Raw genomic sequence first — 24,343 nt, 5'->3', positions numbered from 1 at the left:
CGCACTTCCTCGAATCAGTGTCAAGCTTCTTCGGCATCCTTTTGGATGGTAGATTTCTTTTGCCTTGAAAAAAGGTGAGAGACATGGAGCCTCAATATGTATCGACGCCCTTCGGGCGGCGATCGATGACGCTTGGCATGCTGGAAAGCCAGGAAAGCGCCAGCAGGATCGATGCGGACGCATCGGTCGACAAATGGAAGATCTTTCGTGCGCTCTGTGAAGCAAAGAGCCTGATCGGCGTGTCCGACCGTGCGCTTGCGGTTCTCAACGCGCTGTTGACCTTCTATCCGAAGAACGAGATTGCCGAGACCAACGGCTTCGTCGTCTTTCCTTCGAACGAGCAGCTGTCGCTGCGCACTCATGGCATGGCCGGCACCACGCTGCGGCGAAACCTGGCGATGCTGGTGGAGGCCGGCCTGATCATCCGGCGGGATAGTCCGAACGGAAAACGTTTTGCCCGCCGCAACGGCGAGGGCGGGCTTGGGGAAGCCTTCGGCTTCAGCCTGGCACCGCTCCTTGTGCGCGCTCGCGAGATAGAAGCCCAGGCGGCGCAGGTGCTGGCCGATAAGCTTGAATGGAAGCGCCTGAGAGAGCGGCTGAGCCTTTGCCGGCGTGACATCACCAAGCTCATCGAGATCGCGCTGGAAGAGGAAATCGCCGGCGAGTGGATCGAGATGCAGCAACATTTCAGTTGCCTATCGGCAAGCCTGCCGCGCCGCCCGTCGACCGCGGAGATCCAGAGCCTGCTGACCGATCTCGAAGCGTTCCGCGACGTGATCGTCAAGACGCTGGAATCGAAGGCAAAAGCAAAAAAAACAGACGCCAATGACATCCAAAACGGTCGGCACATACATAATTCAAACCCACACCTCATATCTGAACTTGAACCAAGCTTCGAAACGAAGCGGGGCGCGAAGCCGGAGGAAGAACCGCGGCCGTCGCGGGAGCCGCCGAAATCCTTCCCCCTTGCCATGGTGCTGCAGGCCTGCCCCGAGATTGCTGCCTATGGGCCGGGCGGCGGAATCGGTAGCTGGCGGGATTTGATGGCCGCCGCCGTCGTCGTCCGTTCCACCCTTGGCGTCAGCCCCAGCGCCTATCAGCAAGCCTGCAACGTCATGGGGCCGGAGAATGCTGCCACCGTGATCGCCTGCATTCTGGAACGCGGCGGCCATATCAATTCGGCCGGCGGCTATCTGCGTGATCTGACGCGGCGGGCGGAGCGCGGTGAGTTCTCGCTCGGTCCGATGCTGATGGCGTTGATGCGGGCCAATGGTCCGATGACGAGAAAAACGGGATGAACAGCCCAAAAGCTTCGCGCCAGTCGCAGCGGTTAAAGGGAGTGTGGATTGGCTATCTTCTTCGCGTCCTTCACGCGCTTTTCTTGAAACAAACCGTTAACCATGTCATAGATGGCGGAAGAAAACGGGTGTTTTGCTTCCATTTGTGAAAAACCGCAAAGCTTAACAATGCGCTACGATATCGATGGTGCGATGCTTCAGACACTGCTCCCATTCCTTGCTTCGGCGGAGGATGCGGTGGCGCGACTGGACGAGCGGGTGTTGCGCTCGCCGGTGGGTGAGGGCTTTGCCGAACGCAGCCATTTCTTCGATGCCGCGGGGGCGCTATGGGTCGCCGGCGAGCTGGTCCACGTCGAGGATCTCGTTTTGCACGACGCGCATATGGATAGCCGCGCCCCCAGCCACGAACTGACGATTGCCCATTCGGTGCTGCGGACTCGTCGGCGCATCTGGACTGGCGAACCATCGTGGGCGCTCGGCGCCTCCGGCCTTGCAACGTTGACCGCGACCATGGGGGAGGGGGAAGGTACCGCTCAGGAAGCCAAAGGCCTGACGGTTGTCGGGGCCGACGACGAGGGCGACGATGAAGATACGCCGCTTGCTGCCGAGATGGCAGAGATCGACGCGCTTCTTGCCCGCTCGCAGAAGCTCATCGACATCCATACCGGGAAAGCGCCGGCCGGCGAGACAGCCGCGATATCCCCGGCCAAGCGCAACGAGGATCCGCTCGGCCTGCTCGGCGACGAGGAGTGGGACGAGGAACAGCGGCTCGCGGAGTGGCGCGGCGTGCTGCCCTTGGCCGACCGCCTGCCGCCGGTTCTCGGCGCCGTCATCCTGTTCGAAGCCTGGGACAGGATCGAGCCGTTGCGGCGTCAGCATTGGCTCGGCGGGCTTCTGGTCGAAAGCTACCTGCGCGCCCGCGGCAAGGTTGCTTCGCATCTCTTTTCCTTTTACGGCGGACTGAAGTTGGTGCGCCACGAGCGGCGTCGGGCCCGTGACCGGGCGACGCGGCTGCAAGCTTTTCTCGAAGCGATGCAACTGGCTGCGGCGGCCGGTCTCAAGGAGATCGACCGGTTGTCGCTGGCCCGCACGCAAATGGAGCTGCGCTTTCGTGGCCGTCGCTCGAATAGCAGCCTGCCGGAGCTTGCCGATTTCATCCTGTCGCGGCCGATGGTGTCGGCAGCGATGATCGCCCGGCAGCTGCGCATCACGCCGCGCGGCGCGCTGAACCTCGTCAATGAGATCGGCATTCGTGAAATCACCGGCCGCGGCCGCTATCGCGCCTGGGGCATCATCTGAAATAAAAACACGGCCGGTTCGACGTCCGGCCGTGTTCTTTGAGAGTGAGCGCCCGGTCTGCCATCCTGTCACGGATTGCAGACCGGGCGCCCTGGCGCTTCCATTGCCCCCAGAAGCGCGGTCCTATTCCCGCTCGCCGGTGAAGTTGAGCAGAAGCTGGAAGATGTTGACGAAGTTCAGGTAGAGCGAGAGCGCACCGAAAACGGCAAGCTTCTGGTTCGATTCCTGATCGTAATTTTCCGAATATTGTTCCTTGATGTTCTGCGTGTCGTAGGCGGTCAGGCCGACGAAGACGACGATACCAATCACCGAGATGGCGAACTGCAGCGCACTCGAGCCCAGGAAGATGTTGACGATGGCGGCGATGATAATGCCGAAGAGGCCCATCATCAGGAAGGAGCCCATCTTCGAGAGGTCACGCCTGGTCGTGTAACCGTAAAGGCTGGTGGAGCCGAACATCGCCGCGGTGATGAAAAAGGTCTGGGCGATGCTCGTCTTGGTGAAGACCAGGAAGACGGAGGCAAGCGACAGGCCCATCACGGCGCAGAAGGCCCAGAAGGTGATCTGGGCGGTGCTCGCCGACATTGTTTGGATGCGGAAGGAGAAGAAGAAGACGAAGGCGAGCGGAGCCAGCATCACCACCCATTTCAGCGGCGAGCCGAAGATCGGGACATAAAGCGCCGGCGTCGAGCCGACGATGAAGGCAACGATGCCCGTTATGACCAGGCCGAGGCCCATATAATTGTAGACGCGCAGCATATGCTGACGCAGACCCTCGTCGAAGAGGGCCTGTGAGCCGGCGACGGCTCCGTATCGGGGATTGATCGGGTTCATGCTGATCTCCTCGGTTTGAACTAGTAGAGCGAACGGGCGAGCCGTTCGGCCGCCTGATCGAGATTGAGTCCGCTATCGTCGGCGATCAGCGCATAGGCGACCTCGCCGATCTGCCAATAGGCGGCTTCTGCTTTTTCGAGTGCGAGATGGCTGACCGGCCGGACCTCGAAGGCTCCCGGCCGGACGGCGAAAAGCGAAAGCCGCTTTCCATCGGCCACCGTGATCGCCATCTCGATGCTCGGGCCGAATTCGGACGGGAATATCTGGACGTCGGCGATCTTCCAGTCTTTCGGCAGTTCGGGCATGACAATCGCGGTCGCGGCGCGTATGTCCTCGGCGCTATAGCTGGTCGGGGTCTGCGAAGGCATCGAGGCGCGCAGGGCCGCGGTCTGATAGGCGCGGACGGCATCCTCGACATAAGCAGGCGCCGGAACGGAAGCCGCCACTTCGGTCGCCGAAAAGGCGCCGAAGGAATTATGCGCCACCCAGCCGGCGGTCAGCAGAATGCCGACGGCGGCGATGCGCTGCATGGACTGGAGGATACGACCATAGGAAAGGCCGCGCTCCAGCCGGCGGGCGGCATCGCGGGTCTCGGGACGGCCGAAGGCGTTTTCGCCGGCAAGCGCCAGACGCAGCTCGCCTTTCATGCTGAGGTCGGCCATCACCTTGGCGGCAATCGCGGGGTTCTCCGAGAGATAGGACTCGACCTGAATACGGCGGGCGACATCGAGCTCGCCATCCACATAGGCATCGAGATCGGCATCGATGATCGGATCAACTGCTTTCATTGCCGCTCCCTTCGATTAACTTGAGATGCGAAATGCGCGGCGTCTTTTCCTCGAATTCGCGCAGCTGCGTCCGGGCGCGGGAGATGCGAGACATCAGCGTGCCAATCGGAATACCGAGCGCATTGGCGGCTTCCTGATAGGAAAGGTCTTCGATGGCAACGAGATGCAGCGCCTCGCGCTGCTCCTCCGGCAGCTCGAAGAAGGCGTCGCGCACCTGCTGCAGGCGCACGGCATGTTCCTGGCCGGCCGGCAGCGACCGCTCGGCTTCGATAGCCGCTTCGTCGTGGCGACGCATCAGCGACCGGTTCCGGCGAAGACGATCGATATGGGCATTGTGCAGGATGGAAAGCAGCCAGGTGCGCAGATTGCCGCCGCTTCGGAAGCTCTTTCTCTTCTCGAAGGCGCGCACAAGGGCATCATGCACCAGATCCTCCGCCTCATCCGAGTTGCGCACCAGCGCGCGAGCGTAACGCCTCAGCGCTGCAAGCTGTCCGATGACATCGAAGGGGCGGTCTTTGCGTTCCATGCTTGAGTATACGCAAGCGCGGCGGATTTTATTCCCGGCGGCATAAAAAAATCATGCCCGCCGGACATCGCCTTCGACGAACCGGGGAAATACCATCCCCCGGCGCATGTGCGCCTTAAATCGGCGATTGTTTATGACAATTACATGACAGATCATCACGCCGCTGATTTGCAGGGGAAAATAAAGAATGAAGGAAAAGAAGCGGGTCTACGAAGCTCTCGTGGACGGCGCCATGGAAGGGCTGACGGGTGAGGCACTCTATGATTTCGTCAAGGCGCGATGCTCGAAAGCCACCAGCAAGAAGATCGTCAGGGCTTCGCTTCTCGCTCTGACCGATCCTCATCTCAGGGACCGCAATATTCTCGACGTGATCTACGCGCTTGCGATCAAGCATCGTCTCGATGAAGGCGTGCTTGATGACGGCGACGAGGACGAACCCGCCGAGCAGGCTCCCTTCAGGACGTTCAGCTAGTCTCTCCGGTTTTCTAAAGCGGTCAGCGACCGTCCGAGAGCTCTTCGAGAATTGGACAGTCCGGCCGGTCGTTGCCATGGCAGGCATGCACGAGATGCTCGAGAGTGCGGCGAAGTTCCGTCAGTTCGCGAATCTTGCGGTCGATCTCCCCGAGTTTTGTCTCGGCAATGTCCCTGACGTCGGCGCTCGCCCGGGCTTTGTCCTCATAAAGCGCCAGCAATTGCCGGCATTCCTCGACCGAAAAGCCAAGACCGCGCGAACGCTGCAAGAAGCGCAGCTTGTGAACATCGGCCGCAGCATAGTCGCGATAGCCGTTTCCGCCCCTTTCGGGGCGGATCAGGCCGATATCCTCGTAGTAGCGGATGGTCTTCGAAGGCAGGCCGGAGCGCTCAGATGCTTCGCCGATATTCATGGCCGTCTCCTATAATTTTGCAAAGCGCAGTCTCAGCGCATTTGATATCACCGATACAGACGAGAGGCTCATCGCCGCCGCCGCGATCATCGGCGAGAGCAGCAAGCCGAAAACGGGATAGAGGACCCCGGCGGCGACCGGCACGCCGAGCGCATTATAGCCGAAGGCGAAGCCGAGATTCTGGCGGATATTGCGCATCGTCGCCTCCGCCAGCCGCCGCGCTCTGACGATCCCGTTGAGATCGCCTTTGACCAAGGTAATGCCGGCGCTTTCCATTGCAACATCGGCGCCGGTGCCCATGGCGATGCCGACATCGGCGGTCGCAAGTGCCGGGGCGTCGTTGACCCCGTCGCCGGCCATGGCGATCACCGCGCCTTTGGAGCGCAGTTCGTCGATCAGCGCCTTCTTGCCTTCCGGCAGCACGTCGGCGCGGACCTCGTCGATGCCGAGGCTTTTCGCCACCGCACGCGCCGTGCGCTCGTTGTCGCCGGTCGCCATGATGATCTTCAGCCCGCTGTCGTGCAGCGCCTTGATGGCGGCTGACGTCGTCGGCTTGATCCGGTCGGCGACGGCGACGAGACCGGCAAGCTTGCCGTCAAGCGTCACGAACATCACCGTCTTGCCATCGCCGCGCAGGGCTTCGGTCTTCTCCGACAGCGCCGACGGATCGGCGCCGAGATCGGCGAGCAGCGCCGCATTGCCGAGCGCCACGCTTGTACCGTGCGCTATGCCCTGGACCCCCTTGCCGGTCTTCGCCTCGAAGCCGCTCACCTCCACGAAGGCGGCACTGCGCTCTTCGGCGCCGGCAACGATCGCTTCGGCCAGCGGATGCTCGGAGCCGCGCTCAAGGCTCGCGGCCAGCGACAGCAGCCGGTTCTCCTCGACGCCGCCGACGGCGAAGATGTCGGTGAGCACAGGCTTGCCTTCGGTCAGCGTGCCGGTCTTATCGACGATCAGCGTGTCGACCTTGGAAAAGCGCTCCAGCGCTTCGGCGTCCTTGATCAGCACGCCTTCACCAGCGCCGCGCCCGGTCGCGATCATAATCGACATCGGCGTCGCAAGGCCGAGCGCACAGGGGCAGGCGATGATCAGAACGGCGACGGCGGCAAGCAGCGCGTTTGCCAGGCTTGGCTCCGGCCCGATCGCGGCCCAGACGACGAAGACAAGGATGGCTATGGCGACGACGGCGGGCACGAAGACGGCCGACACCCGGTCGACGGCGCCCTGAATCGGCGCCCGCGAACGCTGCGCCTTGGCGACCATGTCGACGATGCGCGACAGCACCGTGTCTGCGCCGACTTTCTCGGCCGACATGACGAGGGAGCCGTTCTTGTTGATCGTGCCGCCGGTCAGCCCGTCGCCCGTCGCCTTCTCGACGGGCAGAGGCTCCCCCGATATCATCGATTCGTCGACGGTCGACTGGCCCTCGAGGACGGAACCATCCACCGGTACGCGCTCGCCCGGGCGCACCCGCAACCGGTCGCCGGTCTGAATTTCCTCTACCGGCACGTCCCTCTCATTGCCATCGGCGTCAATGCGCCGCGCCGTCTTCGGCGCGAGGTCGAGCAGAGCGCGGATTGCCGAGCCGGTCCGCTCGCGTGCCTTCAGTTCCAGCACCTGGCCGACGAAGACCAGGGCGACGATGACGGCGGCCGCCTCGAAATAGACAGGCACGGTGGCGCCATGGCCGCGAAAGCTCATCGGGAAAAGACCGGGCGCAAGCGTGGCGACGACGCTGTAGACATAGGCGGTGCCGACGCCGAGGCCGATCAGCGTCCACATGTTCGGGCTTCGGTTGACGACAGACGCCCAGGCGCGGCGGAAGAACGGCAGCGCGGCCCACAGCACGACCGGCGTTGCCAGCGCTAGCTCAATATAGGTCGCCAGCGGTTCGCCGATCGCTTCCCGGAGCGGCAGGCCGAGCATCGGCCCCATGCCGAGCGCCAGCAGCGGCAGCGCAAGGATGGCGCTGACCCAAAGCCGTTTGGTGAAATCTACAAGTTCCGGGTTCGGGCCTTCGTCAGCGGGAGGAACACCCATCGGTTCCAGCGCCATGCCGCATTTCGGGCAGTCGCCGGGACGGTCGCTGATGACCTCCGGATGCATCGGGCAGGTATAGAGCGTGCCCTTCGGCGCCGGCTTTGCTGCCGGGCGATTGCCGTCGCGATAGGCCGTGGGGTCGGCTTCGAATTTCGTCTTGCAGCCGGCCGAGCAGAAGTAGAATTTCTCGCCCTCGACCCTCAGGAAATGTTTGGCCGCCGAACGATCGACGGTCATGCCGCAGACAGGGTCCTTCGCTGTCAGGTAATCCTGGGGTGCGGCCGCAAATTTCGTCCGGCAGCTTTCGGCGCAGAAATGGTAAAGGCGGTCGGCATGCGCAAGGGTGGGCTTGCCGGCTTCCGGATCGACGGTCATGCCGCAGACGGGATCACGAATGACCGTGTCGGCGACCTTCCCCTGATCATGGCTGCAATGGCCATGATCATCATCGCCATGGGCGTGGCCGTGATGGTGGTCGTGTTTTATGTTCATGCTTGTCTCCTAAGCCCGCAGGGCATTGGAGAGAGTTATCGACCTTCCAGCAACTGGAAGGTCAAGCGCTAATTTCGGCGAGATCGATTTTTCGACGACCGCCACTCGCTTGCAGAGCTGACGGCGCGCGATCTTCAGATCGGGCTGATGAGCCCGACCGGCTGGGTACCGAGCAGGGCAGAGACCGAAATGCTGCCCCCTGGCTCGATCGTCTTTCCGGTCAGCAGATCTGCCTTCATGCCGTAAAGAGGGGAGGGGACGGCGATCATAGTATCCTCCCAGAATTCAGGACCGGCAAACAGCACGCCAGGGTCGAGCCAGCCGAACATCAGCCGGGGCGCGGCGATGATCGCGAAATCACCATCCTGCACACGGGCAAAAGCGAGCAGATGGTCACGCCGGCTGCCCGTCGCCTTTAACGGCAGATAGTCGCCTTTCGAAAACAGAGCCGGCTGCCGCCGACGCAATTGAAGGCTGATCCCGATGATGCGCTGCTTCAACGCCGCCGCCTGAAGCTTGGCGATCGGTCCGGCTTCGTCAAGCCAGGCTGCCAGCTGTTCGTGGTCGACAGGTCGGCGATTGTCGGGATCGACAAGACTGAAATCGAAACCTTCCGCGCCCTGGTAAATGTCGGGAATGCCGGGTGCCGTCAGCTTCAGCAGTGTCTGCGACAGGCTGTTGACGTAGCCCGCCGCAATGAAGGGCTGCAGCACGCTTTCGAAATCTTCGAGAAAGGCGTCATTGTCCGGCGACACCAGCGCCGCGGCGTAATTTGTGACGGCCTCTTCATACGCACCATCCTGTTCCGTCCAGGCAGTACGCAATTTGGCCTCGCGCACCGCCTTGACCGCGTAGTTGGTAAAGCGGGCGCGAAGCTCTTCCATCTGCCCTCTGTCGAAATCCTCCGGCCAGACGCCGGCAAGCGCCTGATACAACATCCATTCGGTATTCGGCTCCGGTGCAACGCCATCTGGCAGATCCTTCAGCCACGGCCGGTTCATGTCACGCCAACGCGCCACCGCCTGGGCAAAAACATCCGCCCCTTCGCTCAAGGCATAGAGCCTTGCGCGCGCATCCTCGCCGCGCTTGGTGTCGTGGGTCGCCGTTGCCGAAAGCCCATGCGGCTGCAGCCGCGCCCGTTCGGCCATGCGGCGATGGAAGCCGTCCAGGCCCTCGGGCGGCTTGCCCGGTTCGCTGCCGACTTCGTTTGCGGCAAGCAGCCTGTTATAGCGGTAGAACAGCGTATCCTCGGTCGCCTTCGCCATGACCGGCCCGCTCAATTGCTGGAAGCGTATTCGGAATTCATGAGCCGCATCGCCCTCGATTCTGCCTTCGAGAAGCTTCAGCACATGATCGAGCGCCCGCCGGTCGTCGAGTTCTGCCATGACTTGCGATGCGGTCGCGGCAAGGACGGCCGAATCCTGCCAGGAGAGCGGACCGCCGTCGCCATAGGTGCGGTAGACGGGAAAGGCGATCAGCAGCGCCCCGAGCGCGGTGGCGATCTCTCCTCGGTTGAGTTCGGGAAAGATGCCCGCCGCGATCGCTGCCAGCCTGGCGGTCTCCCCGGCGAAATTGCGCTCCACCATCTGTCGCCTGGCAAGCCGCCGGCCCGCCTCGGGATCACCCGTTTCGCCGGCGAGGCTGCGATAGGCGTCGTCCAATATGCGCAGTCCGCCAGCATCGATGAAGAGTTCGCTCAACGCGGCGATGAATTCATATCCGGTGGTGCCGGCAACCGGCCAGCTCTCCGGCAGCACCTCGCTTGCTCCGAGGATCTTTTCCACGACGATATAGATATCGGCTCCGACCGCTGCCCGAAGCCTGTCGAGATAAGCCTTGGGCTCGGCAAGCCCGTCGACATGATCGATGCGCAGGCCCTGCACCTTGCCCTGGCGCACCAGCTCAAGCACCAGCCGATGCAGGTCGTCGAACACCGGGGGATCTTCGACGCGGGTGCCGACCAGTCCGGTCACTTCGAAAAAGCGGCGATAGCTCAGATGCCGCGCCGCCTCCTTCCAATGGGTCAGGCGCCAATACTGTTCCTCATGCAGGCTTCTGAGAAAATCATGATCGGACGAAACGTCCTCGAGTTTTTGCCGGAGGATCGCCCGATCGCCGCCTTCGAAGAGGATATCGCGCAGCGCCCGGGCAAAATCCGCGCCCGATGTGACGGCTGCCTCCGCCATTCGCATGGCGACCGGGTCGTCGAGGCGGTTGGCGAGCGCACCGTAGCTGTTGGGGTTCAGCGGCAACAAGGTGTGGAAGTACGCCAAGGCAAAGTTGCCGTGCGTCTCGTCGAGCACAAGACGCAATTCGCCTGCAGCCAGCGACTCTTCGAAATGCTGGCCGAGCTGCGGCAGGGTCAGCGGTTCGCGCCAGTCGATGTCGAAATGACCGGCATAGGCGCTTTGCCGGCCGAATGCCAGCACGTCGCGCCACCAGCCGTTTTCCGGCGAGGCGGCCATATGGTTTGGGACGATGTCGAGGATGAGGCCCATGCCCGCCAAGGCGAGGCGCTCGGTCAGCCGGTCGAAACCTGTCCGGCCGCCGAGCGCGGGGTCGATCTCGTTGGCGTCGGTGACGTCATAGCCATGGGTCGAACCGCTGACGGCGGTGAAAATCGGTGAGGCGTAGAGGTGGCTGATACCGAGCGTCTTCAGATAGGGAATGAGACCGCAGGCGCGATCGAAGGTCATGCCGTTGCGAAACTGTATCCGGTAGGTCGCTGTCGGAAATGTCATGAGCCCGCCTGACGTTAGAGGGAGATTTCTTCCAACGGTTGCCTCCGGACTTTGGTTCCTTCAGTCGATGAAAACGCCCACACTTGCGGCGCGCCCGGCCGAGTCGATGACGGTCAGCTTGGAATAGCCGCCGCCATCGGGCTGCCATTGCTGCGTGCGCCGGCGCGAGAGATCGGGTAAGGGCTTGCCGTTGGCAAGCCAGCGAAAGGGCGCACGGCCACCTTGCAGCTTCAGCATCAATGGCGACAGATCGCCGCCTTTTGCACCGAGATCGATATGGGCGCCTTCGGGCGGATAGACGATCTGCGGCGCGGGTTCGCGCCAGGAGGCGACGAGCAGGCCGCTGGCATTCAGCGCAAAACGCCGCTGGCTGATCGGAAGCTCCGATTGGGCGATGCGCACGGCTCCGGCCGGGGGGCGCGGCAAGGGTGTGGTCGCGATGCCTGATTTGGCGAATGCCTCGAACAGGATGGGGGCGGCGGTGCCGTAGCCGGTCAAACCCGGGACGGCGCTGTTATCGGGCCGGCCGACCCAAACGCCGAGCACGTAACGGCCGTTATAGCCGACCGACCAGGCGTCGCGATAGCCATAGCTCGTGCCGGTCTTATAGGCGATGCCGCGCTGCGGCGCGCCGGCGGGGGGAATGACGCCGGAGAGAATATCGGCGACGTTCCAGACGGCGATCGGCTCCAGCAGCGGTTCGCTGTCGATTTTGCCCGGTGTGCCGGTGACACCGTCGCCGAGCCTTGCCGGCTGGCCGCGATTGGCGAGCGCCGTATAAAGCTGCACCAGATCCTTCAGCGTGAGGCCGACGCCGCCGAGACCGATCGCCAGTCCGGGCGTTTCATTCGGCGGCAGGGCCGGGCGCACCTCGGCGCGGCGGAAGCGCACCAGCAGGCGCGACGGCCCGACGGCGTCGAGCAGCTTGACGGCCGGCACGTTCAAGGAGAGCTGCAAGGCCTCGCGGACGGTGACATCACCCTGATAGCTCATGTCGAAATTGCGCGGCCGGTAGCCGAAGAAATCGGCGGGCCGGTCTTCAATGATCGTCTCCTGGGAGACGAGGCCCTGCTCGAAAGCGAGCCCGTAGATGAAAGGCTTCAGCGTCGAGCCCGGCGAACGGTTGACGCGCGTCATGTCGATCCAGCCGGAGCGGCTCGCATCGAAATAATCGGCCGAGCCGACTTCGCCGACGATCGCCCCGGTCTGCGCATCCGCCATCACCATGGCGAGCGAAAGTTTGGGCCCGAGTTTCGTCGCGGCTGCGCGCGCCACGGATTCCAGCCCCTGTTGCACCTGCTTCTTCAACGTCGTCTGATGCTTGAGGACCAGAGGCTCCTTGCGCAATGCGGCTTCGCCGAGATGGGCGGCAAAGGCAGGCAATTGCAGGCGTCGCGGCGGAATGGCGACAGCTTCGGCTCGTTCCGCCTCGCCATCGCCGACGGCCTCGGCCACGGCGACGCGATCGAGCACGCGTTTGCGCGCCTCCTGCGCCGCCTTCAGATTGCGGTCCGGCCGACGCCGTTCCGGCAATTGCGGCAGGGCGACCAGCAGCGCCGCCTCGGCCACCGTCAGGCGGCGCGGCTCCTTGCCGAAATAGGCAAGGCTTGCGGCGCGCACGCCCTCGAGGTTGCCGCCATAGGGCGCATGTGTGAGATAGAGGTCGAGGATCTCTTCCTTCGACAGCCGCCGTTCGATCTGCACGGCGCGTGCGAGCTGCAGGAGTTTTGCCGAAAACGAACGTTCGGCGCGCGGCTCGATCAGCCGGGCCACCTGCATCGAGAGCGTCGAGGCGCCGGAAACGATGCGGCCGTTGCGGACGAACTGCAGGCTGGCACGCCCGAGCGCCCAAAGATCGATGCCGCCGTGATCGTAGAAGCGCTGATCCTCATAGGCAACAAGCATGCGCAGGAACTGCGGATCGACATCGGCGACCACAGTCTTCAGCCGCCAACGGCCTTCTGGCGTGGCGAAGGCGCGCAGCAGCTGCCCATCGGCATCCAGCACCTCGGGTGAAACCACATCAGCCTTGTCGAGCGGCGGCGGAAAGGCCCGGTCGGCGGCGTCGAGCGCGAAGAGAGCCGCGCCGGCAAGCAGGATGCCGGCGGCGGAGCCGATCGCGAACTTGTGCCACAGCCTCATTATTGTGCTGCTACGACCTCCATCTTGCCGGTCGCCGTGCGGGCCGAAAGCTCCGGCCGGTACATGTCCTCGACGCTTGCGGCCGGATGGTCGTAGGTGCCGGGGGTGACGGCGCGTACGACATAGGCGACGTTGAATTCACGCTCGTCGCCCGGTGCGCGGTTGAAGGCGGCGACAAAGCGGTCGTAACGGAATTCGGTATGGGCGGCTGATATTTCGCCGATCCAGTCGAAATTCGTCATCTGGGCGCTGTCGACGAGGTTCGGATTGTCGATCTGGAACCCGGCCGGCAGAAGGTCGGTGATGACGATGCGCGACTGCCAGTCATTGGTTTCGCGCACGTGGATGACGACCACATAACGCTCGTTCTGCTTTGCCTCGCTGACATTGGCCTCCTCGCCGTCGAGCGTGTAGTAGCTGCGCTCGATGAGGAAGCCGTCGCCGCCGGCCGGCAGCGGCACGGTGGGGGCGGCAACGGTGGTGACGACAGCCGAGACGGAGTCGTTCGTCTGGTTGGTCAGCGTTAGCGGATGATCGGCGAGCGCATCGCCGGTCATGCGCGCCATATAGGCGCCGCTATGCGCCGCGCCGTTGACATCGATCTTCAGGCCGTCATCACCGCCCTGGAGGGCCCGCGCGGCAAGCAGCATCCAGGCCTCTTCCTGGGTGCTCTTGTATTTGCTGCGGCCCCATTCCTTGGCGACGGCCTTGGCGAGATCCGGAACGACAGGCGGCACCGGCCGGCTTTCGGCGGCGAGCGCCAGGATCGCCGCACCGTCGCGCAGGATCGTGCCGTAGTCGGTGCGCGAGAGGTTGACGCGCGACACCATCGATTGCTGCGACATCTGCAGCGCGTCGATAAAAATGTTCTTCGAACGCTGGGCGTCGCCATAAAGCGCCAGTGCGGCGGCGATATGCGCCTTGGCAAGCGGCGTCGGAAAGTCATTGATCATCGTATCGGCGTAATAACGCAGATCGCTGATTGCGGCCTTCTTGTTGCGGGCAAGAACATAGATGGCATAGGCGATCTGGTCGCCCTGGCCCTTGATGTCGGTGGTGTAGGAGAGGGTGTTCTGCAGGTTTTCGAGGGCCTGCACGAAGGCCTTTTCCGGCACGTCATATTTCATTTCGCGGGCCCGCGTCAGGAAATCGGTGACGTAGGAATCGAGCCAGACGTCGCCGGAATCCGGTCCCCAGAGGCCGAAGCTGCCGGCCGAGGCCTGGTAGGAGAGCACGCGATAGATCGCGTCCTGCACGCGCTTGTGCACGTCGTCGTCGTTTTCGATGCCGGCCTGCTTCGCCACTTCGGCGAAGTAGAGCAGCGGCAGCGCCCGGCTGGTGGTCTGCTCGGCGCAGCCGAAGGGATAACGGTCGAGCGTCATCAGCAGCGCCGGAATGTCGAATGCCGCCGAACGGGTGACGTTGACGCTGATCGAGGCGCCGGGCAGCACGCTGTCGGCCAACAGGTTCTTGTCGACCGTCAGCTTGGCCGCCGGCTTCAGCGCCAGCACCCGGCGTTGGGTGATCGGCAGGGATGCCGGACGAACCGGCACATCGACGGTTTGGTCGAGCGAAAGGCCGGAGGCGTCGGACAGGTTGATCGAGACACTGCCGGCGCCCGGCTGTTTGCCGATGAGCGAAAGCGTCAGTTCGGATTTCGCCCCGGCTTCGAGGCGGATCGTCTGCGCGGCGGATGCTGCTTCGATGCCGACCGCGTCATTGCCGGTCAGCTGCAGCTTGTAGTCGCCGGCCGGCGCATCGGTATTGGCGATGTCGAGGCGCAGATTGGCCTTGTCGCCAGGGGCGAGGAATTTCGGCAGGCTCGCTGTCACGACCACGGGATCGCGGATGATCACGTCCTTGACGCCGTGGCCGACACCTGATTTCGACCAGGCGACCGCCATGACGCGCGCCGTGCCGTTGAACTGCGGAATGTCGAAGGAGACCTTCGCCTTGCCCTCGGAGTCGAGCTTGACCGGGCCGGAGAAGAAGGCGACGAGCTTCTGCGTCGGCGGGCTTGCCTGCAGCGCAATGGCGCCGCCGTCGCCGCCGGTCCTGAGCTTGCCGGTCGCACCCAGCGAGCCGTCGATCAGCCGGCCATAGAGATCGCGGATCTCGAGACCGAGCTGACGCTGGCCGAAATACCAGTCTTCCGGGTTCGGCGGTTCGTAACGCGTCAGGTTGAGAATGCCGACATCGACGGCGGCAACCGTCACATAGGCATCCTCGTTGGCGCCGGCGCCCGCCACCTGCAGGCTGATATCAAGCGGTCCGCGCGGCAGCATCTTTTCCGGCGTATCGAGTTTCACATCAAGCGCGCGCTGTTCGGGGTCGACCTTCAGCCACTTGATGCCGATCGAGCGCATCGGCATACGGCTGTCCTGCGCGTCGCCCGGGCGGAAGAGTGTTGCCGTGACATAGGCGCCGGCGCCCCAGTCCGCCGTGACCGGGATGTCGATCTCGCCGCCGGTCTCGCCGATCGTGGCGTTCTCTACGGCAACGAGCTTTTCTGTTCCGGCCGTCACCATCAGTTCGCCGCCGTAGCGCGACGTGATTTTCAGTTTGGCGGTTTCGCCGATCTTGTAGCTGTCCTTATCCAGGGCGATTTCCAGGCCGTCCGGCGTTTCGGTCGACGTCGAGGCGACGAACCAGCCGGCGTCGAATTCGACACTGGAGGTCGGGCCGTCGGCGTCAGGGCTTTCCACTTCGAGGCGGTAGCGGCCCCAGGTCACCGGCACGGAAATCTTGCCGCCATCCATCGTCGCGTCGACGCTGCCGTTGGAAATCTGCTCGGCGGTATAAACCGGCTCGTATTTCCAGGCCGTCCCTTCGCGATACCATTGGTACTCGCGGTTGAGGCTGTAGAATTTCCAGCGCAGGCCCTTCGTCTCCTGCTTCTGTCCCTCGGCATTGACGCCGATCACCGTGAAGTTGGCGACGGAATTCTCGGGCAGCTCGTCGGAAAATTCCGGCTTGATGCCGATCGAGGCGCGCTCGCTCTTCACCGGAAGGACAAGCGAGCGCTCGATGGCGCGCCCACCCGCTTCCTGCATGCGTATATAAACGGTGGCGTTGAGCAGCTGCGTCGTTGCCGGCAGCTCGCCGACGGTGAGGTCGGTCGAAGCTTCGCCATTTTCGTCAAGTTCGGGCAGCCCCTCGATCGGCAGACGCGAATCCTCGTTCGCCTCCTCGTCGGCAAGGCCGAAGAAGAATCCCTTATAGGCGGCGCTCTCACGCGTCGGCTTGACGACGACGTCGCCCTCGAGCGTCAGGCCGACGGCCGGAGCGCCATAGAGATATTTGCCTGAGATGGTGATGTTCGCCGGCGTGTCCGGGCCGATCTCCTTGGCCTCGGTCTTGATCTCCATGTCGGTACGATCGGGGACGAAATCGTCGACCAGGAAACTCTTGCTGGCGATCGCGCTGCCCTTCGGATCGGTATAGATGTTCATCGTCCAGGTGCCGCGCATGGCGTTTTCCTGGGTGGCGAAATCGACGGAATAACCGCCGAGATTGCTGGTCTGGCTGACGATCCGGCGGTCTTCGACGCCATCCGGCCGGCTGAAGATGAAGGTGAGCGGCAGGTTCTCGATGGCATTGCCGTCGGTATCGCGGGCAAGAGCCTGCGCATGCACCGTTTCGCCGGCGCGATAGATGCCGCGTTCGGTAAAGGTCAGCACGTCGATCGCGCCGGGTGAGGCCCGGCCGGTGACGCCGCGGTCGGAGAGATCGAAGCCGGCGCGTGTCATATCGAGGAAGACATAATCCGACGCGCCGTTCTTGGCGGTAATGACGGCGGGCGTCAGCGCCGCCGTGCCGCGGATCAGGCCGGCGGTGAAGGTCGCGCGGCCGTTTTCGTCGGTCGTTGCCGTGCCGAGCACCTCATTGTTCTTGGCAAGCAGCTGCAATTCGACGCCTGCTATCGGCTTGGCCGAGGCGAGCGAGCGGGTGAAGACGTTGAGCCCGTCGGTGCCGGCATAAGTGCTGATGCCGATATCGGAGACGAGGAACCATTGTGTCGCCTGCGAATCCCACTCCTGCGCCGGGCCGTTCGGCGCCGTCGCCGTCAGCACATAGATGCCGGGCTTGCGCTCGGGCAGCGCCTCATCGACGGGGAAGCTGGTGATGATGTCCTTGTTGAGCTCGTTGGCGATGTCGATCGAACCCTGCCACACGAGTTCGCCGCTTTGATCCTCGATGTTCTGGGCGCTGTAGCCGTCGAGCTGGGTCAGGAACTGCGAGTTGGTCAAGAGCGGCGCGATGGCGCGGTCGCCGATGCGGTAGAGCTTGAGGTTGGCCGAGGTCAGGTTGACCGAGACGATCGGAATGCCGCGGCGCGCCGTCGAAGGCAGCACGAAGCTGTCACCGGTGAAACGCACCATCTGGCTGCGGTCCTTGATATAGACGTCGATGGTAACAGGCGCATCGAGCGTCTCGTCGACCGATGACGGCAGGCCGGTGCGGAAGGCGATCTTGTAGGTCTGGCCATGAGTCAGGCCCTCGACGCAAATCTGCTTGTCCTTGGTTTCGACCGCCTTTGGCGCCTCACCGTTCAGCGTCACGAAAGGCGTGTAGTCGGTGGTCTTGATCAGCGCCTCGGAGAAGGTGACGCAGGCGCGCGGCGTGGCGCTGTCGGCGTCGACCGTATGTTCGGTGATGCGGAAGCCCTGCGTCGATTTCAGCTGCAGGTAGGCCGCCTGCACATCCTCGGAGGCAACCAGCGCCAGGCTCGCCTTGTAGGCGTCGAGTGCCGGACGGTAATTGGCGTTTCGGTTCAGGGCGTCGGCGAGGACGGCGAGCGCCTCGGCGCGCTTGGGCTTGGTGCGCGTCAGCTCGTAGCCGTTCAGCGCGTCGAGCACGGCCTGGCCTGATGTATTGCTCTCGGCGCTGCCGAGCGAAGCGGCGGCGCGGGCGGTTTCGAGCCAGAGATCGGCGTCGTCAGGGGTGATCGACAGCGCGCCATGGAAGGACTTCAGCGCCTCGGCCAGATTGTTGCCGGTGAGGTCGATGCGGGCGTTGGCCGTCAGGCTGTCGACGCCCTGGCCCTGCTGGTCGTCGGCAAGCGCGAGATTGTCTTTGAAGTCATGCGCCTGCTGGACGAGGTCGTTGCTCAGGAAGGTCAGGCGCGGTGCGGCCCCGAGATCCGGCTCCTGCTTGCCTGATGTCTCGACGATCTTGCCGGCGATGGCGCCGGGGAAGGCGTTCATCGTCTTGAAATCTGATTTCAGGAAGCACCATTTCACCTTGGGATTGTAGGTGAAGGCCTTGCAGCTCTTGTCGCCGATGCAGGAGGTCTTGCACTGGTCGAGCGAGACGTTCTGCTCGGTGCGAAGATCGAAGCCGAAGAAATCGGCGTCTTTTATCGTCTGGATGTCACGCTTGGTCTCCGCAGCGGCGGCTGGAAGGCCGATGGCGATGGCGGAAAAAAACGCGATAATGGCGAAAGCAAAGAAAGAGCGCACGGACATAGGTTCCCCCCGGAATGCTGGCTCTGATCGGCGGCACTCTCCTCACTCCTCATGCGATTGTCAACTCAACTTGAGCGGTGTTTCATCTCCAAACACACGCTTTCATCTGGTTGTCACATCGGCGTGAGTGAACGCCTTGTGATTTGCCGCTTTTGCAAGGATGAGCAAGGATTTGAGTGATCGTCAGGAGGTCGTGCAATGTCGATGTCGTCGCGCCGCCGCAATAGCCTTGCCGGGGTCTTTGCCGCCACCATTCTCACACTCGGCGCCGGTGCTGCCGGTGCGGCCGAGGAAGCGGTTGTGATACCGCCGCCCGCCATGGACGAGACCGCCGGGTCCGGCACCGAGACCGCCATTTTTGCCGGCGGCTGTTTCTGGGGCGTCCAGGGTGTTTTCCAGCATGTGAACGGCGTCGAGAACGCCGTCTCCGGTTATGCCGGCGGCGAGGCTGAAACGGCGCAATACGAAACGGTCAGCACCGGCTCGACCGGTCACGCTGAAGCCGTCGAGGTCAGGTTCGATCCGAAGAAGGTGACCTACGGCAGGTTGCTCCAGATCTTCTTCTCCGTGGCGCACAACCCGACGCAGCTGAATTTCCAGGGACCGGATCGCGGCACCCAGTACCGCTCGGCGCTGTTCGTCACCGCTGCCGAGCAGCGAGAGGTGGCCGAACGCTACATCGATCAGCTCGACAAGGCGCACGTCTTCCCGAAGCCGATCGTCACCAAGGTATCGGATGCGCGCGGCTTCTATCCCGCCGAGGCCTATCACCAGGATTTCCTGACACGCAATCCGACCTATCCCTATATCGTCTACAACGACCTGCCGAAGATCGAGAATTTGAAGTCGCTGTTTCCCGCCGACTACCGCAGCCAGCCGATGCTCGTCGGGAAGACCAAGGGCTGATTTGAGCCTGTCGGTCTCGGGGTTGATGCCGGTGGACTGGATCGATCGCACTCGCTTAAGGCATGATGTCGATGGGCGTATGGTCGGGAACGCGAGCCCAGACATCGCGCATCTCCGCATCGGTGACCGCGATACAGCCATCCGTCCAATCCCATAGGCGATGGATTCCTCCGAGCAGGCCCCAGCCATTGGGCAGCCCGTGGATCATGATGCTGCCGCCGGGCGGATAGCCGCCTACTTCAGCCTCATGCTGCTCTTTCGGATTCGGATAGGAAATGTGCAGGCTGAGATGGGCCACGGATTTTGGATTGCGCCAGTCTATTTCATAACGCCCTTCCGGTGTTTTCTCGTCGCCTTCGCGTTGTTTGGGGCCCGCATCGGCGGCACTTCCAAGCGAAATCTGATACGTCGAGATCGGAGCGTCTCCCCTGAAAAGGACCATGCGGCGTTCGGACTTGTAAACGCGAATGAGGTCGGCGCGCTGCTCCGGCGGTGCATCCGCGGGCGGCGAGCCCGAACCGATCCTGGCCATCACTTTGGTATAGGCGAAAAGGCTGACGGCCACGATGACCAGGACGATAAATTTGGTTCGCAACGTGATCCTCGATCGCCGAGTTCCATGGAATGATCCGATCGTATCATTGCCCGCTCTCATCCAGAAGTAGGCGGTTGAAATTCAACGTGATTGAGCGGCGGGTTTTTGCCTTGTCGGCTTCGTGTTTAAGGATTTGTCAACGTTAACAATAGGTTAAATGGCGAAAATCGCGTTCCACCGCGGAACATATCGTCAGGTTTCCCGTTACGACAATGAGTTTCGGCAGGGACGACTGCCAAGCGGCTCCTTCTTTCGAAGTATGTGCGTAACAAGAGGACGGATCATGGCCACCAATGTCGTGCGGAGCTGCCAACGAGATGATCTCATGAAGCAGAGAGTATTGATCGTCGAAGATGAATTCCTGATCGCGCTTGATCTCGGCGCGACGGTGGAAGGTATCGGCATGCAGGTCGCAGGCCTTGCGAATAATCGCGAACAGGCGCTGCGGCTGGCGCCGTCCGCCGATATCGCCTTCGTCGACGTCAATCTCGCCGATGGCCGGACCGGGCCTGAGCTCGGCAGGCGGCTGGCGGAAGAGCATGGTCTCGCCGTCGTGTTCATGACCGGCAATCCCGAGACCGTCGCCGGCGGTGTCAAGGGAGCGGTCGGCGTCGTCCAGAAGCCGGTCATGCCTTCGCTTGTCGAACAGCTGCTGAAATATCTTGCCGCGCGCCGTGTCGGCCGCTTCGCGGTCGTGCCGGCGCAGATGACGGTCTTTACGTGATCGCAAGGGAGATCAGCCGGACATGGCCGCGAGCTGCGGCTCTCCGGCGCCCTTTTCGGCCTTCGGGTTGCCATAGGCCTTGAGAAAGGTCCGCACGGCATTGCGCGCCGCCTTTTCCAGTTCTTCATTGGTGGGTGTGCCGCCGAACAGCGTCATCATCTGCAGGTCGGCATTGGCGAGCGCCACGAACTGCCGGGCGGCGACGTCGAAATCATCGATAGCAAGCGCTTGACTGTGGGCAAGGCGCGCGAGAAGCGCGGAAAGCGCAGTGGTCAGCTTGCCCGGCCCCTGCTGGCGCCAGCTTTCGAAGAGGTGCGGATATCGCTCACCCTCCGTCTGCACCAGTTTGCGCAGGAATTTTCCGTCATGATTGCAGATGCAGTTTTTGTTGAGGCGCACCGCAAACGCCGTCAGACCGTCCTCCAGATCGTCGGCGCTGTCAGGAAAGGTCGACAGCACGGAAAAGAGCGTGGCGTTGGCGCGGTTCATCACGTTCTCGACGACGGCGACGAACAGCGTCTCCTTTTCCCGATAATGATTGTAGATCGTCTGGCGGGAGACACAGGCAACGGCGGCGATCTCGTCGATGCTGGCGGCTGCAAAGCCCTTGCGGCAGAAGACGTCGGCGGCGGCATCGAGGATCGACATACGCTTGGCGCATTGTCCACGCTGCGTATGCCCCGCCATCCGGCCTGCCGGTGTCACGCTGTCTTTCATGGAGCGAAGATAAGACGTCTTGACGGTTTAGACAATGGCGTCTAACTTTACAAGCGTGTCCAAATTTATTGACACCCTTGGTTCCGCCGCTGAAGATATGAGCTCCCAACTTCGTCTTCGCGCGAACGATCATCATTGAACCCAGCGCATCGGCGCGAAAATCGGACTGATTTTCGGAGAGCACGATGCGTCGATTCCAAAGAGTGCGGAGCGACGATCCGGCGCCTCCGCTGCGCTTTTACGAAAGATCACCATTATGACGGCTTCCTTCTTTCGCATTGCCCTCATTCTCGGCCTGTTGTCGGCCATCGGTCCTTTTGCCATCGACATGTATCTGCCTGCGCTGCCCTCCATCGGCCAGGACCTGCATGCCGATAACAGCGTCACCCAACTGACCTTGCTCGCTTTCTTCATCTCCTTTGCGCTTGCGCAGCTCGTCTACGGGCCGCTGTCGGATATGTGGGGCCGCAAGCTGCCGCTCTATTTCGGTATCGGTCTCTTCGCCGTCGCGTCGATCGGCTGCGCATTTGCGACCGATATCGAAACGCTGATCGCCTTCCGTTTCGTCCAGGGCATCGGCGGTGCCGCCGGCATGGTCATCCCCCGCGCCATCGTCCGCGACATGCATACCGGCGTCCAGGCCGCGCGGCTGATGTCGCTGCTGATGCTGGTCTTCTCGATCTCGCCGATCCTGGCGCCGCTGACGGGCAGCGCCGTCATCGAGCTCTCCGGCTGGCGCGGCGTATTCTGGGCCGTGACCGGTGCCGCGGTGATCGGCCTCCTCCTGCTTTCCACCCAGCTCGAGGAAACCCGCCCGGTCGAGGAGCGCAATGGCAGTGGCCTCGGCAGCGCCATGAAGGCCTATCGCCTGCTGCTCGCCGATCGCAATTTCCTGACGCTGACTTTCATCGGCGGTCTGGGCATTTCGAGCTTCCTCGTCTATCTCGCCAACTCGCCTTTCGTGCTGATCCAGCATTACGGGCTGACGCCGACCGAATACAGCTTCGCCTTCTCGATCAATGCCGTCTCCTTTTTCTCGGTATCGCAGGCGACGGGCTGGCTCGGCGAGCGTTTCGGCCTGGTGCGCGTCATGCGGATTGCCGTCAGCGCCTTTGCGCTGGCCATGATCGTCATGGCGGTGGTGATGGCTTCAGGCTTCAACCAGCTGCCTGTTATGGCGACCTTCCTGTTCATCGGCTACGGCTTTCTCGGCCTCGTCATCCCGACGAGCGCGGTGCTCGCCCTTGAGGATCACGGCGCAATCGCCGGCACTGCCTCGTCGCTGATGGGCACGCTGCATTTCGTCATCGCCGCCGTTGCCATGGTGATCTCGAGCCTGTTCTTCGATGGCACCGCTGTCCCGATGGCCGCCGGCATCGCCGCCTGCGCCTTCCTGGCCTTCGTGCTGACGCAGGCCACGATCGGCCGCCGCGCCGCGGTCGCCGCCGCCGAATGATCAGGACAGGCCGTAGCCGGTTGTCGGTTGCGGCCACCAATCAGGGTTGCGGCGTCGGAGAAAATACTTCGCACAATTGAATATTGGTCGATAGCGCTATCTAGGCGTCTAACGACATTGTCATTGCGGAGAATATGCATGGTCGACGAGAAGCGGCTGATCTCGAAAATCATCTGGAAGCTGATGCCGTTTCTCGGCATCCTCTATCTCATCGCCTATATCGATCGGCAGAATGTCAGCTTCGCCAAGCTGCAGATGGTCGATGCGCTCGGTTTGAGCGAATATGCCTATGGCCTCGGCGCCTCCCTCTTCTTCATCGGCTATTTTCTTTTCGAGGTGCCGAGCAATCTCTTCCTCGACAGGCTCGGTGCGCGTGTCTGGTTCGCCCGCATCCTGGTCTCCTGGGGGCTCGTCACCATCGCGCTTGCCTTCACCCAGAACGCGGCTATGTTCTATATCCTGCGTTTTCTGCTCGGGGTCTGCGAAGCCGGCTTCTTTCCCGGCGTCCTCTACCTTCTGACGCTGTGGTTCCCTTCGGCCTATCGCGGCCGGATGGTCGGGCTGTTCATGATCTTCAGCGCGATCGCCAATGCGGTAGGCGCACCGCTCGGCGGCGCGCTGCTGGATCTCGACGGTCTCTACGGCTTTGCCGGCTGGGAATGGGTGTTCCTCGCGACCGGTATTCCGGCCGTCATCGCCGGCATCGTCACCTTTTTCTATCTTCCCGGCCGGCCTGAAAACGCGAGCTTCCTCAACAGTGGGGAGAAGAACTGGCTCGAACGCCGGCTCACCTCGGAAAATGCCGGCATGGACGAAAATGCCGGAAACGGCTTCAAGGCGCTCGTCGACCCGCGCGTCCTCTTGATGGCGCTCTGCTATATCGCCTTTCCGCTGTCGGCCTATGGGCTCAGTTACTGGTTGCCGACCATCGTTAAGGCCTTCGGCGTCAGCAATACAGTGAACGGTTTCCTCAACGTCATTCCCTGGCTGCTGGTCGCCGTCGCGCTCTATGCCGTTCCCGCCATGGCCGACAAGGCTCAATCGAAGACGCCCTATATCGTCATTCCGGCGTTTATCGGCGCCGCCTGCCTGCTGCTCTCGGCGCTGATCCCGAACCACACGCTGCAATTCGCCTTCCTCTGCGTCGCCGCCGCCGGCATCTTCGCGCCGCAGCCCGTGTTCTGGAGCCTGCCCTCACGGTTCCTGAAAGGGGCGGGAGCGGCGGCCGGGCTTGCCGCCATCAATTCGGTCGGGAATCTCGGCGGCTTCGTCGCCCAGAACGTCGTGCCCTGGATCAAGGATGAAAGCGGCAGCACGATTGCGCCGATGTTCTTCCTCGCCGCCTGCCTTGCGGCGGGCGCCCTGCTGGTCTTCTTCGTGACGCGCCAGTTGACGAGCCGCGAAGCTTCGGCGGCACCAAGCCGGGTCTGAGC

The 24,343-nt window shown here is 62.7% G+C and carries 17 protein-coding genes; 7 read left to right on the top strand and 10 right to left on the bottom strand.

Going from position 1 to position 24,343, the window contains the following annotated elements; all coding sequences use genetic code 11:
• Nucleotides 1–83 precede the first annotated feature (83 nt).
• Together repC and B5E41_RS07035 are read left to right on the top strand one after the other, a co-directional pair.
• Nucleotides 84–1,298: a plasmid replication protein RepC gene (repC, locus tag B5E41_RS07040; protein WP_088392202.1), complete on the top strand. Its 1,215-nt coding sequence runs from the start codon at nucleotides 84–86 to the stop codon at nucleotides 1,296–1,298.
• A gap of 168 nt (nucleotides 1,299–1,466) precedes the next feature.
• Nucleotides 1,467–2,597, top strand: coding sequence for an RHE_PE00001 family protein (locus B5E41_RS07035; protein ID WP_088392200.1), 1,131 nt, complete (start codon nucleotides 1,467–1,469; stop codon nucleotides 2,595–2,597).
• A gap of 123 nt (nucleotides 2,598–2,720) precedes the next feature.
• Here B5E41_RS07035 and B5E41_RS07030 read toward each other — a convergent pair whose 3' ends face one another.
• The 3 genes from B5E41_RS07030 to B5E41_RS07020 are packed head-to-tail and all read right to left on the bottom strand — an operon-like array spanning nucleotide 2,721 to nucleotide 4,745.
• Entirely contained in the window at nucleotides 2,721–3,431 is a 711-nt protein-coding gene (locus B5E41_RS07030) for a Bax inhibitor-1/YccA family protein (RefSeq protein ID WP_064808016.1), read from the bottom strand.
• A gap of 20 nt (nucleotides 3,432–3,451) precedes the next feature.
• Nucleotides 3,452–4,219, bottom strand: coding sequence for an anti-sigma factor family protein (locus tag B5E41_RS07025; RefSeq protein ID WP_085861415.1), 768 nt, complete (start codon nucleotides 4,217–4,219; stop codon nucleotides 3,452–3,454).
• Nucleotides 4,206–4,745, bottom strand: coding sequence for a sigma-70 family RNA polymerase sigma factor (locus tag B5E41_RS07020; RefSeq protein WP_088392198.1), 540 nt, complete (start codon nucleotides 4,743–4,745; stop codon nucleotides 4,206–4,208). Before B5E41_RS07020 ends, B5E41_RS07025 begins: the two co-directional genes overlap by 14 nt.
• A gap of 187 nt (nucleotides 4,746–4,932) precedes the next feature.
• Here B5E41_RS07020 and B5E41_RS07015 point away from each other — a divergent pair, with 187 nt between their 5' ends.
• Nucleotides 4,933–5,217: a hypothetical protein gene (locus B5E41_RS07015; protein WP_088392196.1), complete on the top strand. Its 285-nt coding sequence runs from the start codon at nucleotides 4,933–4,935 to the stop codon at nucleotides 5,215–5,217.
• A gap of 22 nt (nucleotides 5,218–5,239) precedes the next feature.
• On the opposite strand, the gene cueR is transcribed toward B5E41_RS07015, so the two are convergent.
• From cueR to B5E41_RS06990, 5 genes are all read right to left on the bottom strand, one after another.
• Nucleotides 5,240–5,629: a Cu(I)-responsive transcriptional regulator gene (gene cueR, locus B5E41_RS07010; RefSeq protein WP_064808024.1), complete on the bottom strand. Its 390-nt coding sequence runs from the start codon at nucleotides 5,627–5,629 to the stop codon at nucleotides 5,240–5,242.
• 9 nt (nucleotides 5,630–5,638) lie between these two features.
• Nucleotides 5,639–8,161: a heavy metal translocating P-type ATPase gene (locus B5E41_RS07005; protein WP_088392194.1), complete on the bottom strand. Its 2,523-nt coding sequence runs from the start codon at nucleotides 8,159–8,161 to the stop codon at nucleotides 5,639–5,641.
• A 134-nt stretch (nucleotides 8,162–8,295) separates the two neighbouring features.
• Nucleotides 8,296–10,902: a malto-oligosyltrehalose synthase gene (treY, locus tag B5E41_RS07000; protein ID WP_088392192.1), complete on the bottom strand. Its 2,607-nt coding sequence runs from the start codon at nucleotides 10,900–10,902 to the stop codon at nucleotides 8,296–8,298.
• Between the two features lie 60 nt (nucleotides 10,903–10,962).
• Nucleotides 10,963–13,044, bottom strand: coding sequence for a penicillin-binding protein 1C (pbpC, locus tag B5E41_RS06995; protein WP_088392190.1), 2,082 nt, complete (start codon nucleotides 13,042–13,044; stop codon nucleotides 10,963–10,965).
• On the bottom strand, nucleotides 13,044–18,512 hold the full coding sequence (locus tag B5E41_RS06990) for an alpha-2-macroglobulin family protein (protein ID WP_088392188.1): 5,469 nt from the start codon (nucleotides 18,510–18,512) through the stop codon (nucleotides 13,044–13,046). Before B5E41_RS06990 ends, pbpC begins: the two co-directional genes overlap by 1 nt.
• A gap of 198 nt (nucleotides 18,513–18,710) precedes the next feature.
• On the opposite strand from B5E41_RS06990, the gene msrA reads away from it, so the two are divergent.
• Nucleotides 18,711–19,418 carry a peptide-methionine (S)-S-oxide reductase MsrA gene (gene msrA, locus B5E41_RS06985; RefSeq protein ID WP_088392186.1) on the top strand — a complete coding sequence of 236 codons (708 nt, stop codon included), beginning with the start codon at nucleotides 18,711–18,713 and terminating at the stop codon, nucleotides 19,416–19,418.
• A 55-nt stretch (nucleotides 19,419–19,473) separates the two neighbouring features.
• Here msrA and B5E41_RS06980 read toward each other — a convergent pair whose 3' ends face one another.
• A complete protein-coding gene (locus tag B5E41_RS06980) occupies nucleotides 19,474–20,013 on the bottom strand; it encodes a L,D-transpeptidase family protein (protein ID WP_088392184.1) in 540 nt (179 codons plus the stop codon).
• Nucleotides 20,014–20,296: 283 nt separating this feature from the next.
• On the opposite strand from B5E41_RS06980, the gene B5E41_RS06975 reads away from it, so the two are divergent.
• The gene (locus B5E41_RS06975) at nucleotides 20,297–20,737 is read left to right on the top strand and encodes a response regulator (protein ID WP_088392182.1); all 441 of its coding nucleotides are present in this window, start codon (nucleotides 20,297–20,299) and stop codon (nucleotides 20,735–20,737) included.
• 12 nt (nucleotides 20,738–20,749) lie between these two features.
• Here B5E41_RS06975 and B5E41_RS06970 read toward each other — a convergent pair whose 3' ends face one another.
• Nucleotides 20,750–21,454 (bottom strand): TetR/AcrR family transcriptional regulator, encoded by a 705-nt coding sequence (locus tag B5E41_RS06970; protein ID WP_088392180.1) that lies wholly within the window; start codon nucleotides 21,452–21,454, stop codon nucleotides 20,750–20,752.
• Between the two features lie 256 nt (nucleotides 21,455–21,710).
• On the opposite strand from B5E41_RS06970, the gene B5E41_RS06965 reads away from it, so the two are divergent.
• Together B5E41_RS06965 and B5E41_RS06960 are read left to right on the top strand one after the other, a co-directional pair.
• A complete protein-coding gene (locus B5E41_RS06965; protein WP_088392178.1) occupies nucleotides 21,711–22,910 on the top strand; it encodes a multidrug effflux MFS transporter in 1,200 nt (399 codons plus the stop codon).
• 138 nt (nucleotides 22,911–23,048) lie between these two features.
• Nucleotides 23,049–24,341, top strand: coding sequence for an MFS transporter (locus B5E41_RS06960; RefSeq protein WP_088392176.1), 1,293 nt, complete (start codon nucleotides 23,049–23,051; stop codon nucleotides 24,339–24,341).
• Nucleotides 24,342–24,343 lie beyond the last annotated feature (2 nt).

It is taken from the genome of Rhizobium esperanzae (assembly GCF_002204185.1).
In the GTDB taxonomy this organism is placed as follows: domain Bacteria; phylum Pseudomonadota; class Alphaproteobacteria; order Rhizobiales; family Rhizobiaceae; genus Rhizobium; species Rhizobium esperanzae.
Note: the sequence above shows the minus strand (reverse complement) of the source record. Positions and strands in the feature narration are given on the sequence as shown.

What these genes read in the sequence shown, in the direction of transcription:
- B5E41_RS06990 (WP_088392188.1), bottom strand. Translation starts at nt 18,512, where the DNA reads ATGTCCGTGCGCTCTTTCTTTGCTTTCGCCATTATCGCGTTTTTTTCC.
- B5E41_RS07035 (WP_088392200.1), top strand. Translation starts at nt 1,467, where the DNA reads ATGCGCTACGATATCGATGGTGCGATGCTTCAGACACTGCTCCCATTC.
- B5E41_RS06960 (WP_088392176.1), top strand. Translation starts at nt 23,049, where the DNA reads ATGGTCGACGAGAAGCGGCTGATCTCGAAAATCATCTGGAAGCTGATG.
- B5E41_RS07030 (WP_064808016.1), bottom strand. Translation starts at nt 3,431, where the DNA reads ATGAACCCGATCAATCCCCGATACGGAGCCGTCGCCGGCTCACAGGCC.
- pbpC (WP_088392190.1), bottom strand. Translation starts at nt 13,044, where the DNA reads ATGAGGCTGTGGCACAAGTTCGCGATCGGCTCCGCCGCCGGCATCCTG.
- B5E41_RS06975 (WP_088392182.1), top strand. Translation starts at nt 20,297, where the DNA reads ATGGCCACCAATGTCGTGCGGAGCTGCCAACGAGATGATCTCATGAAG.
- B5E41_RS07015 (WP_088392196.1), top strand. Translation starts at nt 4,933, where the DNA reads ATGAAGGAAAAGAAGCGGGTCTACGAAGCTCTCGTGGACGGCGCCATG.
- B5E41_RS07020 (WP_088392198.1), bottom strand. Translation starts at nt 4,745, where the DNA reads ATGGAACGCAAAGACCGCCCCTTCGATGTCATCGGACAGCTTGCAGCG.
- repC (WP_088392202.1), top strand. Translation starts at nt 84, where the DNA reads ATGGAGCCTCAATATGTATCGACGCCCTTCGGGCGGCGATCGATGACG.
- cueR (WP_064808024.1), bottom strand. Translation starts at nt 5,629, where the DNA reads ATGAATATCGGCGAAGCATCTGAGCGCTCCGGCCTGCCTTCGAAGACC.
- B5E41_RS07025 (WP_085861415.1), bottom strand. Translation starts at nt 4,219, where the DNA reads ATGAAAGCAGTTGATCCGATCATCGATGCCGATCTCGATGCCTATGTG.
- B5E41_RS06965 (WP_088392178.1), top strand. Translation starts at nt 21,711, where the DNA reads ATGACGGCTTCCTTCTTTCGCATTGCCCTCATTCTCGGCCTGTTGTCG.
- msrA (WP_088392186.1), top strand. Translation starts at nt 18,711, where the DNA reads ATGTCGATGTCGTCGCGCCGCCGCAATAGCCTTGCCGGGGTCTTTGCC.
- B5E41_RS07005 (WP_088392194.1), bottom strand. Translation starts at nt 8,161, where the DNA reads ATGAACATAAAACACGACCACCATCACGGCCACGCCCATGGCGATGAT.
- B5E41_RS06970 (WP_088392180.1), bottom strand. Translation starts at nt 21,454, where the DNA reads ATGAAAGACAGCGTGACACCGGCAGGCCGGATGGCGGGGCATACGCAG.
- treY (WP_088392192.1), bottom strand. Translation starts at nt 10,902, where the DNA reads ATGACATTTCCGACAGCGACCTACCGGATACAGTTTCGCAACGGCATG.